Here is a 17,544-nt window from a genome sequence, read left to right as displayed (position 1 = left end):
TTTGGGTTATTTGATTATTTCTAGCTCACATTTTTCTCGATATTTATTGATTTTTTCTAACATCGATTCAGTGATACCCAAAATTCTTATGAGAGTATTCGCCTTAATTTTGTCTGTCATATGGATTAATTCATGTACCTCTTTTTGGAGGATACGTAAATTATTGAATTTGTCGTTTCCACCAAGATGCTTAGGTATATAATGGTGGCAGTGTACGTTTTGTGCTTGTAGGAACATGCCAGTTATTTCACATTTCCCTTTCTTCATACTGTATCGACTAATCCGATTATCCATATATTCGACACTTCGTGTCGGTATGTTTGATTCCATTAACAATACTATTTCCTGTTTTATATCTTTACTCAACCGTGTAGATATTTGTACTCGACCTTCTTCGGTAAATGGGGTTATACTTTGAGTAAAAGCCATCACATTTTTAGTTTTGATGATCCCGAGAGGGAAGAGGTATAACCCGGCGATTTTATACGTTTTAGAGCCTAAGCCATAGAACTTTTTATAGACAGGAGGCGGGTTGTTAGGATGTTCATATTTACCGATAGGTTTAAGACGATTGTACATAGATGCACCTAGTTCGTAGGCAAGTCGTGAGAACGCTAAGTTGACGTGAGTAGCTCTGTTAAAATAATTGTGTAACCCTAAGACAAAACTATTAAAGCGCATAGCATTTTGAGTAGTTGGCGATGTTCGGAGTATTTCTAATCGTTTCTTTGCATCCGCTTTAATTTTCTGCATCTTTTCAGCTTTGACAAACGTATGTGCAACTCGCTTTTTTCCTTTGCGATTGGCACGTATTGTGAAGCCAAGAAAAGCAGACTCATGCTTACGCAGATTAATAATCTTCGATTTTTCTGGTGAAATATCAAGTTTTAAACGTTCTTTTAGATAAAGCTTAACCGCATGATACCACTTTTCAGCAGTTTTCCAATCTCGACAAATGATTTTAAAGTCATCAGCATACCTAACTATGTAGCCTTCTTTTAAGTGAGTGCGATTCTTTGCAAGAAGTTGACCTCTAGTTTTAAGTGATTTATGAAGGGGAAATAGTTCCCATTGATCCGCTACCCATTGGTCCAATTCATTTAGTACAATATTAGACAACAACGGTGAAAGTAGGCCACCTTGTGGAGAGCCTTTTGTCGGAATACCTTCTCCATCCACTTCTGCTTTTAGCATTTTAGATATACAGGCTAGGACCTGTCTATCCCGAATACCTAAATTCCATAACTGCTTAATAAGCAATGTATGATTGATATTATCAAAGAATCCTTTTATATCGATATCTACAACGTAATGTAGTTTCGACCGATTAATTAGAAATTGAATTCTCGCCATCGCATGATGAGTAGACCGTAAAGGTCTAAATCCGTAGCTATGTTTATAAAAATGAGCCTCCGCAATCGGCTCTAACACTTGTTTAAAGCACTGTTGTATGATTCTATCGAGGATGCATGGGATACCTAAAGGTCGCATCTTGCCATTATCTTTCTCGATTAGTTTACGTCTAACCTTCTTCGGGCGATAATTTTTAAGCTTACTTTGTATTTCTTGTACTAATTCGTACTCCGAACGTTTCTCTATGTCTACAATAGTTTTACCATCTGTTCCAGGGGTCTTTGACCCTTTATTTGACTTAATTATTCGATACGCTAATAAAATATTGTTCCTCGACGTGATGATGTCGTATAGCAGATGGAATGATTCTTTATTTTTGGCTCGTTGATGTAAGTCTGCAAAGGTGTCTGTCATCCCGTAATAATCCCAATATCGAAGAGCTTGCACTGTGGCATCATTCCTTTTGAAGTGATGTTCCCACGTTCTTACCCGACCGGTGCAATGCACAGTTGAAAAATAATTATTACTTATCGCTAGACTTGGGGCTGTTCCTCCACCTCCATTACAGAGCTTTCACTGGTTGTACCCCTACCCTCATAAGGACAAATGCATTTCGCCATACCGCTTATAGCAACCGTTTCGGGTGACAGCCCTTGAGTCAACGTTCCTTACTTTCCAAGTCCCTTACAACCTAGCTATATTTTTTTCTAAACTTAGGTGCTTCCTGTAAGCCTGTGAGCTGGATACCGCCATTGTTCGGTATAACGTGTTTCATAGAAGCAATTTTTACTCTACGTCACTCACCCCATCGTTGGATGGTACACAAGTTTCCTTATGTTCTAACTTTAGACCTGTACCTCCGGAAGTTCGTCTATTCTTTTCCACAAGAAAATTCTCACCATATTTAGTTTTTCAGCCATCCGGCATATCCATTGGCATACCTTTTCCTTGAGGAGTGGCTTCAGCCTTTGTTCTGCCGACTTTACCTGAGCTTCAGACCCCATAATCTGTCCATTATGACGCATGCAGGAATCTTAATGGGATAGTTTCAAAATACATGGTTTTATCATTTCTATCCTCGGTTATAAAGTTAGGATTTCCGAAGAAATCCCTTGTTTTTTCACACATTAGTGTTTATAACAAAACTTGTCGCGCTGCCCCGTTAGTTTAAGTGTAACATTTCACAATCTAATATTTAGATTAACATAAATACCCAGTGTCAAGATTATATAGGGAAACCAATTTCATTAACGATATAGCTATTCAAACGAGAGATAAGTCAACAAATGATGCAAAATAAATAATTATCGAGTACCGTCAAAGGTTAAATGAATTAAATAATGACTATTGATTAGCTCAAGAATAATTTGCTTCTAGCTACTTCAATATTGTAAAGTTTATTCTCCTTTATTAAACGGTGTCATAACTTAAAAGATTTGACACCAAAAGGTCGATTGAGTATTATCAGTAGATAGAATGGTGTCATAACTAAGTGTCATAAGTAGATGATGAAATGGAGCAAATAATCATGACTATATACGGATATGCGAGAGTATCGACACAACAACAGGAATTAGAAATCCAACTTCAAGCATTGGAGCAAGAAGGTGCAACTGTAATTTATCAAGAAAAGTTTACAGGTACGAAAACAGACAGACCAGAGTTAAACAAGTTGCTAGAAAGGTTACAAGATGGAGATATGCTAATCGTAACTAAATTGGATAGATTGGCACGTAACACAAAGGAGGGGATTGAGTTAGTAGAAAAATTGTTCGCTAAGAATATTAAAGTAAGAGTATTGAACATTGGATTACTTGAAAATACTTCAATGGGTAGATTCTTCTTACAAACTTTATTGGCAGTAGCAGAAATGGAAAGAAACACTATCATTGAACGTACACAAGAGGGTAAAATGATTGCTCGACAAAATGTAGATTATCGCGAAGGAAGAAAGAAGGTGTACAGTAAAAAACAACTAGACCATGCGATTGGATTACTAGAAACTAATTCATATAATCAAGTAGCAGATTTAACCGGAATATCTAAGAGCACTTTAATTAGAGAAGTTAAAAAACGAAGAGTAGTGAAATTAATTATGGAGGTGTAGCCTAGTGCTACATTTTTTTTTGGGGGCAGGAAAGAGGTATGATTTCAACACTTTCAACGGAATTAAGAAACCTTTTAAATCAATGTAAATAAGGAGTATTAAAGAAGTTATTTCCAAATATTTTAAAATTAAATTGATATACAAAGGGTCAGCTTAAACTTAAATAAGTATATATTTTTTCATATTCACACTTCCTCATATATTTTAAATTTTACGAATACCCCTGAGAGCTTCTTTTCTATGTGTGGTAAAATAAGTAATAAATATTATTGTAGGAGGAATTTGTATTGAATGATATTAAATTTCAAAGTTTAGTTCCCAAAAAAAATATAGATAAGAATCAGCAAGTCTATATAGATGCAATAGAGTGGGCTTTAGAAAACAAGGAAAATAAAAACATTGCAATTACAGGGGCATATGGTGCGGGAAAGAGTACCATTATTGATACATATATTGAACGAAAAATAAATAAGAAAAGTGAAGTCTTAAAAATAGCTATTGCTACTTTTAAGAAAGGTAGTTTAAATAGTGAGTTAGAGAATAATACAATAGATAATGATTCGCCTGCGCTTGAGAATGTTTTAGAACAACAAATATTACATCAAATGTTTTATAAGGTTAAGCCTAATAAAATACCTAATTCTAAATTCACAAAACTTAATGAATTATCTTTTCTATATGTAATGACGCATATTATTGGTTTACTATTAATGATTTTGTTGACTTTTTTTATGTTAAAAAATAATTGGATTATGAATACATATAATTCACTAAAAAATAATACATATGGAATAGAACAAGGATTTTGGATTCTACTCGGGGTAATTTTAGCAATTCTATTATATAGTTTTACAATATATAAACTCATACTTGTATTTAGAAAAATTGGTGTATCTAAATTCGGTGTGGGAAGCACTTCCATAGAATTTAATTTTAAGGATGGAAGTACTGTCTTTAATCATTATTTAGACGAGATAATATATTTATTTTCAAAAACTAAATTTAAATATATTATTTTTGAAGATTTAGACAGATTCGAAAGTATGGAAATCTTTGAACGTTTAAGAGGTCTAAATACAATATTAAATGGGACTGAAATATTAAAAAAAAGAGATATAAGATTTATCTATGCATTAGGAGATGATGTTTTTTCTGATGAAGATGAATCAGATTCTGTCCACAATCGAACTAAATTTTTTGATTTTATAATACCAATAGTTAAAGTAATACATAGCTCAAATGCAGAAAATATACTTTTAAAAGAATTAAAGAATGTTCTTTCAGAAGATGGTTTACAAGAAGATACACAAGAAGATTCAAATAATAAATTAAGCCGTTATCTAGTAATGGATATCGCACTATATATCAATGATATGCGTACATTAATTAACATATGTAATGAATTTGAAGTCTTTAGAAAAGCACTAATAACTTCGGGTATTACATTAAATCACTTGTTTGCATTTATAGTTTACAAAAATATATATCCGAAAGACTATTCGCATTTGTTAGTAAATAAAGGATTGGTATATGATGTCTTTCATATGAAAGATAAATTGATAAAGCAATGCAAAGATGAAATTAGAATATTAGAGGATGAAATGGATAGAGGGTTTGGAACCTTGATTGTTAAAAAAGAAGATATTCCAATACTTTTTATTAACAGACGAAATCTATTAAATCATGACGTATATATAAATGAAAGTCATGTTATAACTATTACAAATAATAATGTGAATACAGGTAATACACTTTTTGCTAGTTTATTAGTAAATAAGAATTCTTCATCTAGAATTCTTATTAGGGATAGTGGAAGTAGAATAGAAAAACATTTTTCTTTGGATGAATGGGTTGTTGTAGAGAATCCAAAATTTGATTATTTAAAAGCATATGAAGATTTCGATTCACAGGAAGAAAAGAGAAGTGAAAAATACAAGGAATCTATCAATAAAAATAAGAAAAAAATTGAAAAAATTAAGATACAATCAGTTTCATCACTTTTAATTAATGAAAATCTAGATATAGGAATTGATTTTACAGATAAAAAGTTATTATACTTTTTAATCCGTAATAATTGGCTTAATGAATCCTACGAAGAATATATAACTTATTTTTATCCTGGTACACTTAGTGAGAATGATAATAAATTTTTACAATCAATACGTATTGGGCTAGCTGAAGAACAGCATTTAAATCTAAAAAATATAGTAGAAGTAACTAATAGAATTAGGTTAGATGATATTAATACTAATGCAGTGTTAAACTTTGAATTTGTATGTTACTTAATAGAAAATGAAAATGTACTAAATAAACAGAAACTCCAAAAAATTATTAATTTGATTTTTAAGAAAAATGAAGGAGTGGATATAGACTTTTATTGGACTTTATTAGAAAAACTTACCATTAATAACAATAAGCAGTCATTAGGTATTAAAAAACTTCTTATAACTTGTATAGAATGTGGCGTTGATATCTGGAAAGATATTATTAGTTTAAGCGTCCCAAATGAAAAAAACAAGAGTATATTTTGTATCTACTAACTAATAATTTACAAAGTCAATTAATAAATTTACAAAGTAGCAATGAACTGACTGAATTTATTTCGAATGAAATATTTTTAACAGACCTTCCAATAAACATTAGTATAGAATCTTCAATTGCAATACTAGGAGTTGAATTCCAGTCAATTCAAGATGCAACACAGGAACAAGTGGATTTAATTATTAAATTAAGTGCATACAAGATGAATTTAGCTAATTTTGTTAAAATATTCAATAAAAATATGATAAATATGGAAGTTTTAAAAGGTATTGAAGAAGTATCTCAATATGTTAGCAGTAATTTAGAAGAGTTTTTGAATAATGTTATTCTAGAGCAAGATATTTATGATGAAGATGAAGAAATATTTAAAGAACTATTGCAAAAAGACATATCAATTAATATTAAAAAAAGATTAGTTCAAAAGTGGAGTGGCTACATACATAATCTAATGGAAATAGACGATGTATTTTTATTGCAAATTTTCTATGAGAATGTAGCTTTTGAAATGACATGGAGTAATATAATATACTGTCGTCAAATCTTAAAAACAGAAAATAAAGAGTTTATTATCAATAATCTCTTTAGAGATGAAGAAAAGTGGCAACAGTTTATAAATAATAGTGGGCACACGGAACAGGATGAATTATCTGATAGTGAATATCAAGATTATAATTTACTAATTAATTTGTTGCTCGAATCGAACGAAATAGAAAAGACTAAACTACAAGAATTTGTTTCATTAATTCGATGGATGGTTGACATTGATAATCCAGATGTAATTTCAGCTTATGCTTATAAATTATTGATAAAAGTTGGGGCTTTAAGATGGGATGAAGTGGTATATAATGTTATATTCGAAATTGGCGACTCTGAAATGCAAATAGAATACCTAATTAATGAATTCAAGAATTCGAAAGAAAGCATTCAAGTACTAAATGCGGATAGTAGACTACCTTGGTCGAAAAAGCTACTAGAAAAACTTCATGAATTTTCTAGGGATATAATGTATCAATATTTAATAAAACATGTTAATGAATTAAACGAAGCTAAATTTAATGAAATTTTAAATTTAAATGTACTTGGGTTTAATGAATCATTTTTTACAGAGTTAGTTAAAGATAATAATCAAGGTAAGCTAATTAATTATTTAAAATATATTTTAGACCCAGAAAAGAATTTTGAACTAACGAATGTATTAAGTCTTATTCAAGTTAATTCGATAATTTGGGACTCAGACCTATTTAATTATATAAAAGTCGCTAATCAAAAGGTAGCTATAAAATATTTGATGCACCACGAAGAAAGTTTAGCAGATATTTTAAATGAGATAGAAATAAATAGTCAGCTTTTCAATTATATTTTACAAGAAATTACTACCATGGAGCTAAAATTGAAGTTGATAAATAATAATATTACCTACGGTATAGAATTTGATGAAGAATTAGCAAGTGTTGTCCTAGAATGTATTCGTGAAGATGAATCGGCTGCATTTGAATTAATTACTCCTGAACTGTTAGAATCTCAACTAATTCCTCTACTTGAAGATGAAAATGATTTAGTTAAAGTCGTGAGGGGATATATAACATATGGTGAATTCGAAAAAGAAGCTATTTTTAACTTATTGAGTAAATCAAAAAATCCATTCAATCGAATAAAAAGAGGTGGAGGAAATGGAGTGGAATTCGAGAAAAATGACGACTCAAAATTACTCTTCAAAAGGTTAAAAGAAATGAACGTCATATCTAGCTATACAGAGAGTGAAGTTTCTTTAAGGGTAAATAATAAGCAGAATAGTAGATAAATTAATGTATTATGAAAGTGTTTGCAAAGAAAATTTATTTAATAGTATAAGGAAAAGTAGTATACTGGCTACTTTTTTATTTAGGAAGAGCAGCAATAAAAGAATCATTTTATGTGATTATTGAATAGCTTAAATACATATAAAATAAGCGTTTTAATGGTTAACTTTTTGGAGAGGGGGGGATTTTCCAAGTTTTGAATAGGTATTATTCAAACAAGGAGAAGAGCTAGTACATTCACCCACTCATAGTCTAAATTTTTGGAGCAGCCATATATTAATGGACTGCTCCTTTTTATTTTGGAAATTTTAATATTTTAAGAATAATTAAATTAAGGTGATGATATAATCATTTGGAATAATAAACTAAAATTAGAGATGATTAGTATAGGGTTTAGTTACTCCTTATATTCCTTTCAAGTCTAATTGAAAAGGAGTGTTAAAATGAGTTGGGAAGTTATCACTAGAAACAATTATCCATGTAAATGTGGAGCAGGAACATACACATATATAAGCGAAATGGATGATTGGTCAAGGACAAGAGTTAAATACATTCTAGATTGTAATCAGTGTAAAGAGAAATATTTTTTTAATGAAGGTTTTTTTACTTCAAAAGAAGTAGTGAAAATAAGTACAAGATTTCAACAGGAAATTGATAAATATGTTGAGGAATTAAATGAATATATAGGGGTAACTTATTATAATTTTTGGTTAATGATGTTTAGCGCATGTAAAACAAAAAAAGACTATTGGAACGAGTTAAAACATATTAAAAAGGAACTAGGTATTTATCCACAATCTCTTGGTACTTTTTATAAAGATGTCAATAGATATGAAAACATAGAAATCTATTTGTTGGAATTATTTAAGCATTATTCTAAATATAAAACGGGCGACCATTTTCTTTTTGATAGACTTATGAAACTTATGGATATTAGTGATAAAAAAATAGATGAAATAGAAACAAGAATTTCAAAAGTAGACTTGGAAATGAAGGAAGAATTAAAAAATTGTGATTCATTAGTATAAGAAATACGACTTACCTAAACTAGATTACTAATTAAGCATGCATATGTAAAGAAAAGTTAGACTTAAAGTATCGAATTAAGGAGCAGCCATATATTAGTGGACTACTCCTTATTTATATAGCCACTATTAAATTAAATCAAGCCTTGAACAATAATAATGATAGAATTATTTTGAATATTAAGATAGAAAAAAGGTAATTCGTATATGAAAAATGATACATGCGAATTTGTAAAAGTAATTTGCATGTTAATCATCGCTCTTAGTTTTGCAACTAGCGCTTGGAGTATGTGGAAACGATTGTCCGTAATTGATACTTATCAATACGAAGTTAGGTTACAGGAAATTGACCAATATGGTGAACTTATTCGAGGAGATTTTTAGTTTTATTCGCCATTTGATGTGCCTACTAATCCAAAGTTTAGAGTACACAAGTATAGCATTTTCGACTTCGAATGGATTCGATAGAGGCATAAATTTAAAGTATACACTAGAAAATGAAATTTGCTTAAAGGTTTAGATGATATTATTGACTTTGTTTTTTCCAATATATGAAAATTTTATGTGCTTTTTAAATCTACAATATTATAATGATTGAAGGGGAGTGATTATCTATGGAAGAAGATTATGACATTGAAGAAATTAATTCAAGAGAACAAAGATTAGTAGACTTATTACAAGAAAATATAAATGAAATTGCAAGTGCAAGTAATCAAGAAAATTATATTATTAATCTTTATGTTAGAGAGTTTACTTGGCAGGCTAGAGATTTTGAAAGTATATATGCACTTAAAATGGTTTTAGAAAGCGTTATTGAAGATTATGAGATGAACACAGAAGATGTACTATATAAGATTATTGAATTAATGCCTCATGAAGATGATTTTGGTGCTTCTAATGTCATCTATGAATTGAATAATGAAAGTGCAGGTTATATATATTTGATGATGAATCCATCTATGAATGGGATTATTAAAATTGGCTTAACTAGAAGAACCCCTGAAGAACGTTTGGAAGAATTATCAAAAGCAACAGGAGTCCCAACGCCGTTTATTTTAGTTTTTAAAGAACAGTTTAACGATTGTGTTCGTGCTGAAAAAATGATTCATGCAATTCTAGAAGAACGTCGAGAGAGAGTTTCATCTAATCGAGAATTTTTCAGCACAGAAATAAGTGAAGCAATTAAAGTTATTCAACAGGTGAAACAGAATGATGTGATTCCTGTTAGCTCTGATTATGTTGAGGATAGTTATAGTTGGTATGATGAAAAACCAATTTCAAAAGAGTATCTTGAAAAAGGGATTGACTATTTGAACGGTTATGGTAACTATTTGCAAGATTATGAAAGAGCAGTTGAATATCTTGAAAAAGCAGGGGAACTGGGCGAAGCTCATGCATACTATGAATTAGGTACACTTCATATTGATACAATTAAGGAAGATGAATTTAATTTAGATGTAAAAAAAGCTATAAAGTATTTTGAAAAAGGTCGAGTTCTAACGGGGAAATATTCCAATTATTGTAATGGTGGTTTAGCTTTATGCTATGCTAATAAATATTTTGAAAATGCAAAAATTAAAAACTATTTACAGAATGATGCTAATGCGGAAAAGTGTTGGGAATGGTTCTTTAAAAATTTAGATTTTAATAATAGTGATTATTTGGCAGGTAGTTATATTCATGAATGTTTAAATCATTTTCTTTTGAATCATGAATGCTCGAGTGTATATAAAAATAAACTAGAACCAATAGCGTTATCTATAATTAAAATGTGTAGATATGATATTTATGAAACTGTAAGTAGTTCTACAACGTGGAAGGATATGAATCAATATTTATTAAGTAAATTCCCTAGATATCAATTAGATAGAGAAGTCATAATAAAATGGTTGCGGAATAAGGAATCTTATGAAAAAGAAGGAACGGACTTTGATGTTTTAATTGAAAAAGGGTCGTTAAAAAATGATGAAATTATTAGTCTTAATGGTTATGGAGGAGGAGCATATAGAATCATTGAGAGTTTATGGAAAGACGGAATTGAAGTTACGTTGTTAAGTGAGGGGGAACGAGGAACGCTCAAAGTGACCTCTGTATTAGACGATTTTGGCGGATATGTGTCCGATAATACGACTATTAATATTATTGGGAATGATAAACTTGAAGAGAGAAAACAGGATATTTCCTCTACTAAAACAAAAGCAAATGAATTGGAAAAAGTAACTAGTTCTCAATCTGTTGAGAATGAAGTACTTAATGAAACAGGTTTACTTGGAAAAATGAAAAGTTGGTTTAAATAAGTGAGTGGAAACGCTCGCTTTTTCTGTTTAATATGTCCTCTAGCTTTCTTATAACTTGTGTCAGACGTTTCGAAAATAAGATGATATAAAAGGGTATTTGGTTACTTCAATTGTCACTGAAGAGGCTATTGAGAATAGTATTACTAGAAGTGTGCATATATCTCTGAAATACATAGATAAAGGGGATACCCATGTGATATTTCTAGCGATTACTTAATGAAAAATATAATAGAACACCCTCAGTAAAATGGTTTAATTAATGAAATTAATAAATAAAATATTCTCTCTTGTTTGTTCAAGTGGTCGTTCGCTAGGGTACAGGACATTGAGAAAAGAAATCATAACCAATTTGTTAGAGAGTTGAGCAGTAATTAAACAATAAAACAATCGAGTAAAAAATTATTTCATTTATTACAGATACTACTTCACAAAATGCAACAATAACTTCATAATAGAAATATATTAAATTTATTGAGAAGTGGTATTTCTCTAATAAATTGTGAAAGAGCGGCTTTGTAACTCGTTCAGCACTTCAAAACGCTGCATCTGTAGCTGCATTATTCTTGACTACAGAAGCAGTAGTAGCAGACATCCCAGAAAAAGGCGGCGCAGGAATGGGCATGCCTGACATGGGTGGAATGGGCGGCATGATGTAATAAGTCGCTTAAATCCTTGATATGACTGGGTTTGTATGTAAGGTGAAAGTGAAATGCTAACATAAAGGATTATAATCGAGGCTTCTCATTAGTTGTGTAAACTTTTGAGAAGCTTCTTTTTTCATTTCTTGGGTAACATGGAGATAGACAAGTTATTGTTTCATCAGTCTGGATATTTTATTCGCTCCCTATTTTCGATGTGTTAGTTATTGTATTATGGATAATAGAACAACTACCTAAATGAATATTTATAATATAAAAATTAAGGAGAATTACATGGCCTGGAGCAAATTGAAGCAAAATCTGGAAAGTTTTCTTTGTCCTGCATTATATGGAAGGGTTGAATACCGCGCAACCGGTTACCGTTATTTGCCTGATAAAGCAGGACTTTGTTATATTGCGGTAGATAAAAAGAATGTACTCAATATGAGTGATATAACTACCTTAATCAGATGGTATCAGACGGAGCAGGAAATTAAGAATGATTCAAATATCCAAATTCCTATCAGCAATGAAGAAATTGAAGCTGTCAGAAAAGATACCAAGGGAATAGTTCCAGAGGATCGTCTTAAAGTAATTGCAAGAAGTAGAAAAATATCAGAACATGCAAAGGAGCTTTTGTCAGCACAGTCATCATTAAGTAAATCAAATTTTATCGTTGTAGCTAATAAGTTTTTATCCACTCCTATAGAGGAGAGTATAGAGAGCAATGATATCCTATTGAATATTCTAGCTTTGGTGGATAGACGGGTTGGAAAAAAACGAATTTTAAAGATGACCGAGAAGATAAAGTTAAAGCATCCAATTGTGCAGTATTTTTATGAACTACGGCTTAGTACGTTATGATCATAAATAACTCATCACCTGAAAACCTTTCATTACTTATTGATTTCCTTCATGTTCAATCCAAGAGAATTTATTCATTTGTTATTGAGTTTACTGAGCTAGCAATTAGAGTAATAAATTTGGGGATATCAGTGGTTAACTCAGGAGGAAGAACTCTAGAGCTTTTTATGAAAGTAAATGCAGAACTCAAGATGTAATTTTAGTTAGGTTTACACGACTTACATCATTTAATACTTCTGTGACCTACAAGCAACGCAAGGGGAGTGTGTGAATAGATGCTAGCATTTTGCCAACGCAATCAAATGAAAAACGGTAAAGTTCCGTTAAAGATGTTACACTTGAAATTCTCAAAACCTTGATATATCGCACTTTTGGCACAAAGCTTTAAAGATATTACACACTTCACCTTTCAAACATGCTCATGACCAATATGCGGTCACTCTGCTGTTCTCAAGGCTTGGAACTCGACTGCCAAACGCTTTCACTTCGCTAAATAATTTATGATGCTATTCAAATAATCAATTATCAATAAGAAGGCCATTCATCAATTCCTGGAATTGGTGAGTGGCCTTTTTTGCTTCCTCAAGTCCTCTTATTAAGGACCACAAAATGTTAGATAATTAATAGGGGACTGTTTAATTTTCGCAACCATTCACTAAGTGCCACATAAAAACAATCGAGTTCCACATATTCTAAAATGAGTACTACATATCCTGGACTTAGCACGAGGACAACATAACCAGTACTTAGCACCACATAACTCACCCCAAGCACCACATAAAATAGATTTTATATCTAACACATAGAATAGAATTATTTTAGGGGCTCCTAGTACTTTTCTTATTCTAAATCTCTTCTTCTCCCAAAAAGTTAAAAAAGTATATGAAATGATAATAGAATACTATTGATAGCGCTTTCATATAAATAATCTGAATATATAATTAAAATGTAATTACTTTAATTCTAAGGGAGTGGGGTAAAAAAATGATCAAGAAATTTAAGGGTTTAACATTTTTAATAATGTTGATGATGTTCGCACTAGTGGCAGTGGGATGTAGCGATAGTGGAGGAAGTAAGGTTGATGTAGGAATCGTGTTGCCGACAAAGGATGAACCAAGATGGGTACAGGATGAGCAACGTTTCAAGGACGCATTAAAGGACTCAAAATATTCAACGGAAATTTTATTTAGTCAAGGATCATCAGCTAAAGAGAAAGAAAATGTAGAAGCATTATTAAATAAAGGCATCAAGGTATTAATCATCACTCCTCATGACGGTGCAGCAGCGGCATCTGCAGTAGAAGCAGCGAAAAAAGAGGGTGTAACTGTTATTGCATATGACCGTTTAATTACAGATACAGATGCAGTGGATTATTATGTAACATTTGATAGTTTAGCAGTAGGTGCTGCACAAGCACAGTATTTAGTAGACAATGCAAAAGGTTCTGGCGTACCGCTTTACTTATATGCTGGAGCAGCTTCAGATAACAACGCATTTCTATTCTTCGAAGGAGCATGGAAAGTGCTTCAACCGAAAATTGTAGATGGCACTTTTAAAATTGCCAACTCCAGTGAAGCAGAGAAGTTAAAAGGTTCCGCAGATCTTTCACGCGATCAACTAGGCAAAATTATTGGGCAGGTCACAACTAACTGGGATGCAAACGAAGCAAAAAACAAAGCGCAGACTCACTTAACGGCAGCTGGCAACGACCTAAAAGGCGATGTTGCAATTTTAGCTCCTAATGACGGAACAGCTCGGTCGATTGCGGACGTATTTGCTTCTGACAGTGCGATTAAAAGCTATTTTGTAACAGGGCAAGATGCAGAGAAAGCGTCAGTTCAATATATCATCGACGGAAAGCAATCGATGACGGTTTTTAAAGACGTTCGTACTTTAGTAAAAGATGCGATGGGTATGGCAGTTGACATCTTAGATGGTAAAACACCAGAAACAACAGGTTCTTATGATAATGGTTCAATTGAAGTAAAGGCGAAACAAACGAATGTCATCGTGGTCGATAAAGACAACGTAAAATCAGAACTAATCGATTCTGGATACTACGAAGCAAGTGAATTCACAGGTTTAAAGTAAAAGTATCACATTGGAAAAGGAAAAATAGTGATAGCATCACCTATCACTATTTCTCCATTTCTATTTGTTTGGGTTAGGGAGGCGTTGAAATGAGCGAATATATTTTAGAGATGAATGACATATCTAAAGAGTTCCCCGGAGTTAAGGCCCTATCGAATGTGAATTTTAAAGTGGAAAAAGGCGAAATTCATTGCTTGGTTGGTGAAAACGGTGCAGGAAAATCGACGCTGATGAAAGTGTTGAGTGGGGTCTATCCGTATGGTATGTATGACGGAGATATTGTATTTGAAGGCCAAGTTCAACAGTTTCATGAGATTAACGATAGTGTGAAGGCTGGTATTGGCATCATTTATCAAGAACTGGCACTTTTTCCGGACTTGACCGTTTATGAAAATATATTTGCCGGCAACGAAGTGAAAAAGGGTCCTTTTGTTGACTGGAATCAAACAATCGTCCAAGCTACGCAAATGCTGAAAAAGGTAAAGTTGAAAGTTACACCAGAAACACTGATTAAGGAATTAGGTGTAGGAAAACAACAGCTCGTTGAAATTGCCAAAGCATTAAGTAAAGATGTAAATCTGCTTATTTTAGATGAACCAACTGCAGCATTGAATGAAGATGATAGTGAAAACCTATTAGAACTCCTAAAGGAGCTAAAAAGCCAAGGAATTAGCTGCATCATGATTTCACATAAGCTAAAGGAGGTCATCTCTATAGCTGATAAAGTAACCGTATTGCGGGACGGAAAAACGATTTGTACGCTGGATGCAAGTAAAGGGGAAGTAGTCGAAAATGTTATCATCAAAAATATGGTAGGGCGTAACATTGAAGACATTTATCCAAAACGTCCAGACAAGAAAATTGGAGAAACAGTTCTCGAATTAACCGAATGGTCGGCATATGATACACAGCTAGGGCGAAATGTTGTGAAAGAAGTCAATATTCATGTGAAAAAAGGCGAAATTATTGGGCTTGCTGGTCTCATGGGGTCAGGTAGAACAGAGCTTGCACTTAGTATTTTTGGAAATCCTAAAAAGTATAAGCTACAAGGAAATCTGAAGATTCAAGGAGCACCCAAAATGTTGAAGCATACTAGTGATGCGATTAAAGCTGGTATTGCGTATGTGACGGAGGATCGAAAGGGAGACGGACTATTTTTATTACAGGATATAAAGAGCAATGTCTCTGCGGCACATCTGAAGGGGATCTCAACGAAGGGGATTCTCAATTTAAACGAAGAAGTGAAGGTTGGCAAACAATATAAAGACTCGTTGAATATTAAAGCGAGCTCACTTGAGCAAGTAGTTGGCAAATTGAGTGGTGGAAACCAACAAAAGGTATCACTCGGGAAATGGTTGTTCACTGGACCAAATATCTTAATCTTAGATGAACCGACACGTGGAATTGATGTCGGGGCAAAATTTGAAATTTATTCGATTATGAATGAATTGATTTACGAAGGCATGAGTATTATCATGATTTCTTCTGAACTTGGTGAAGTGCTTGGGATGAGTGATCGTGTCTATGTCATGGCAGACGGTGCAATAAAAGGAGAACTGACCATGGAGGAAGCGACACAAGAAATGATTATGGAACTTGCGACGCAATAGGAGGGGAATAACGATGAACTTTTATAAAGAAGCGAAAGCGCTCGTCAAAGCCAACATTCGAGATTACGGAATGTATATTGCGTTAACCGTCATTATGTTAACATTTACAATTATGACGGACGGCTTGTTTATGTCGTCTCGAAACATTAGTAACTTATTGGATTCTGCAGGGTATATTGCGGTTTTGGCAGTTGGGATGACGCTTGTCATCGTCATTCGTCACATTGACTTATCGGTTGGTTTTTTGGCAGGATTTCTAGGTGCAATTTCAGCCATTTTCTTGACGCAATTGGGCTTGTCGGTATGGATTACTATACCAATCATTTTACTTTTAGGTGCTATGATTGGTCTGTTGAATGGAACGTTAATTGCGAAGTTAGGGATTCCAGCATTCGTTGCTACTTTAGCGGGAATGCTAATTTTCCGGGGTGCACTCCTTAAGGTTACCGAAAAAACAGGAACGATTATTATAAAGGACGAACAATTCAATGCGATTGGAAATGGATTTATTCCATCTATCATGCAAGTAAATGGCTTACACCTATTGACGTTATTAGTAGGATTCGTCGGAATTCTTTTTTATATTTACAATGATATTTCCAATCGTCGGAACAAACTGACATATGGTTTTGATGTGATGTCTAAGGGTATTTTTAGCGTAAAACTTGTTTTGATATCAGCAATTATTGCGTATATTACTTGGATTTTAGCCGGATATAATGGGTTTTCCTGGACGGTTATTATTATGATTATTGTGGTGATCATCTATCATTTCTTAACTTCTAAAACAGTGCTAGGTCGTCATATTTATGCAGTCGGCAGTAATCCGGAGGCAGCGCATTTAAGCGGAATTAATGTACAAAAGATTACATATATTGTATTTGGGTCAATGGGGATGCTCGCAGCGTTATCAGGAATCCTTTTTACATCTCGCCTTCAATCCGCAACGACCACCGCTGGAACTCTCTTTGAGCTGGATGCAATTGCGGCAGCATATGTTGGTGGGGTATCTTCCGCAGGGGGGGTCGGTAAAGTAACGGGTGCGATTATTGGTGCCATTGTAATGGCCTCTTTATCGAGCGGGATGAACTTACTAGGTGTAGGAATTTCCTATCAATACATCATTCGAGGTGCTGTTTTAGCTGGAGCAGTAATTTTCGATGTCATGACACGTAAGCAACGGGCTTAAAAGAGAATAGTAGAATAACTAGGCACCCTA

11 protein-coding genes and 1 pseudogene are annotated in these 17,544 nt (G+C 32.9%); 11 read left to right on the top strand and 1 reads right to left on the bottom strand.

Features of this window, described 5'->3' with window-relative positions; genetic code table 11:
* Nucleotides 1-6: 6 nt before the first annotated feature.
* A complete protein-coding gene (gene ltrA / locus PB01_RS17200; protein WP_151701314.1) occupies nucleotides 7-1,767 on the bottom strand; it encodes a group II intron reverse transcriptase/maturase in 1,761 nt (586 codons plus the stop codon).
* Nucleotides 1,768-2,866: 1,099 nt separating this feature from the next.
* On the opposite strand from ltrA, the gene PB01_RS17195 reads away from it, so the two are divergent.
* From PB01_RS17195 to PB01_RS17155, 11 genes and pseudogenes are all read left to right on the top strand, one after another.
* Nucleotides 2,867-3,460 (top strand): recombinase family protein, encoded by a 594-nt coding sequence (locus PB01_RS17195; RefSeq protein ID WP_225986088.1) that lies wholly within the window; start codon nucleotides 2,867-2,869, stop codon nucleotides 3,458-3,460.
* A gap of 287 nt (nucleotides 3,461-3,747) precedes the next feature.
* Entirely contained in the window at nucleotides 3,748-6,000 is a 2,253-nt protein-coding gene (locus PB01_RS17190; RefSeq protein ID WP_151701313.1) for a YobI family P-loop NTPase, read from the top strand.
* Nucleotides 5,988-7,802 (top strand): hypothetical protein, encoded by a 1,815-nt coding sequence (locus PB01_RS17185; RefSeq protein WP_151701312.1) that lies wholly within the window; start codon nucleotides 5,988-5,990, stop codon nucleotides 7,800-7,802. Before PB01_RS17190 ends, PB01_RS17185 begins: the two co-directional genes overlap by 13 nt.
* 441 nt (nucleotides 7,803-8,243) lie before the next feature.
* Nucleotides 8,244-8,828, top strand: a complete 585-nt coding sequence (locus PB01_RS17180; protein ID WP_151701311.1) for a hypothetical protein — start codon at nucleotides 8,244-8,246, stop codon at nucleotides 8,826-8,828.
* A gap of 204 nt (nucleotides 8,829-9,032) precedes the next feature.
* Entirely contained in the window at nucleotides 9,033-9,209 is a 177-nt protein-coding gene (locus tag PB01_RS21125) for a hypothetical protein (protein ID WP_192797386.1), read from the top strand.
* A 230-nt stretch (nucleotides 9,210-9,439) separates the two neighbouring features.
* Nucleotides 9,440-11,122 (top strand): GIY-YIG nuclease family protein, encoded by a 1,683-nt coding sequence (locus PB01_RS17175; protein ID WP_151701310.1) that lies wholly within the window; start codon nucleotides 9,440-9,442, stop codon nucleotides 11,120-11,122.
* Nucleotides 11,123-11,637: 515 nt separating this feature from the next.
* Nucleotides 11,638-11,778 (top strand): annotated as a pseudogene (locus PB01_RS21990) (hypothetical protein); the annotation flags it as partial.
* 276 nt (nucleotides 11,779-12,054) lie between these two features.
* Nucleotides 12,055-12,624, top strand: coding sequence for an SF0329 family protein (locus PB01_RS17170; RefSeq protein WP_151701309.1), 570 nt, complete (start codon nucleotides 12,055-12,057; stop codon nucleotides 12,622-12,624).
* A gap of 984 nt (nucleotides 12,625-13,608) precedes the next feature.
* A complete protein-coding gene (locus tag PB01_RS17165; protein WP_151701308.1) occupies nucleotides 13,609-14,715 on the top strand; it encodes a sugar ABC transporter substrate-binding protein in 1,107 nt (368 codons plus the stop codon).
* 89 nt (nucleotides 14,716-14,804) lie between these two features.
* Nucleotides 14,805-16,325 (top strand): sugar ABC transporter ATP-binding protein, encoded by a 1,521-nt coding sequence (locus PB01_RS17160; protein ID WP_151701307.1) that lies wholly within the window; start codon nucleotides 14,805-14,807, stop codon nucleotides 16,323-16,325.
* Between the two features lie 13 nt (nucleotides 16,326-16,338).
* Nucleotides 16,339-17,514 carry a sugar ABC transporter permease gene (locus tag PB01_RS17155; protein WP_151701306.1) on the top strand — a complete coding sequence of 392 codons (1,176 nt, stop codon included), beginning with the start codon at nucleotides 16,339-16,341 and terminating at the stop codon, nucleotides 17,512-17,514.
* The last annotated feature ends 30 nt before the right edge of the window (nucleotides 17,515-17,544 follow it).

The organism is Psychrobacillus glaciei (genome assembly GCF_008973485.1).
In the GTDB taxonomy this organism is placed as follows: domain Bacteria; phylum Bacillota; class Bacilli; order Bacillales_A; family Planococcaceae; genus Psychrobacillus; species Psychrobacillus glaciei.
The sequence above is the reverse complement of the archived record's forward strand: the minus strand, read 5'-3'. Positions and strand labels throughout refer to the sequence as shown.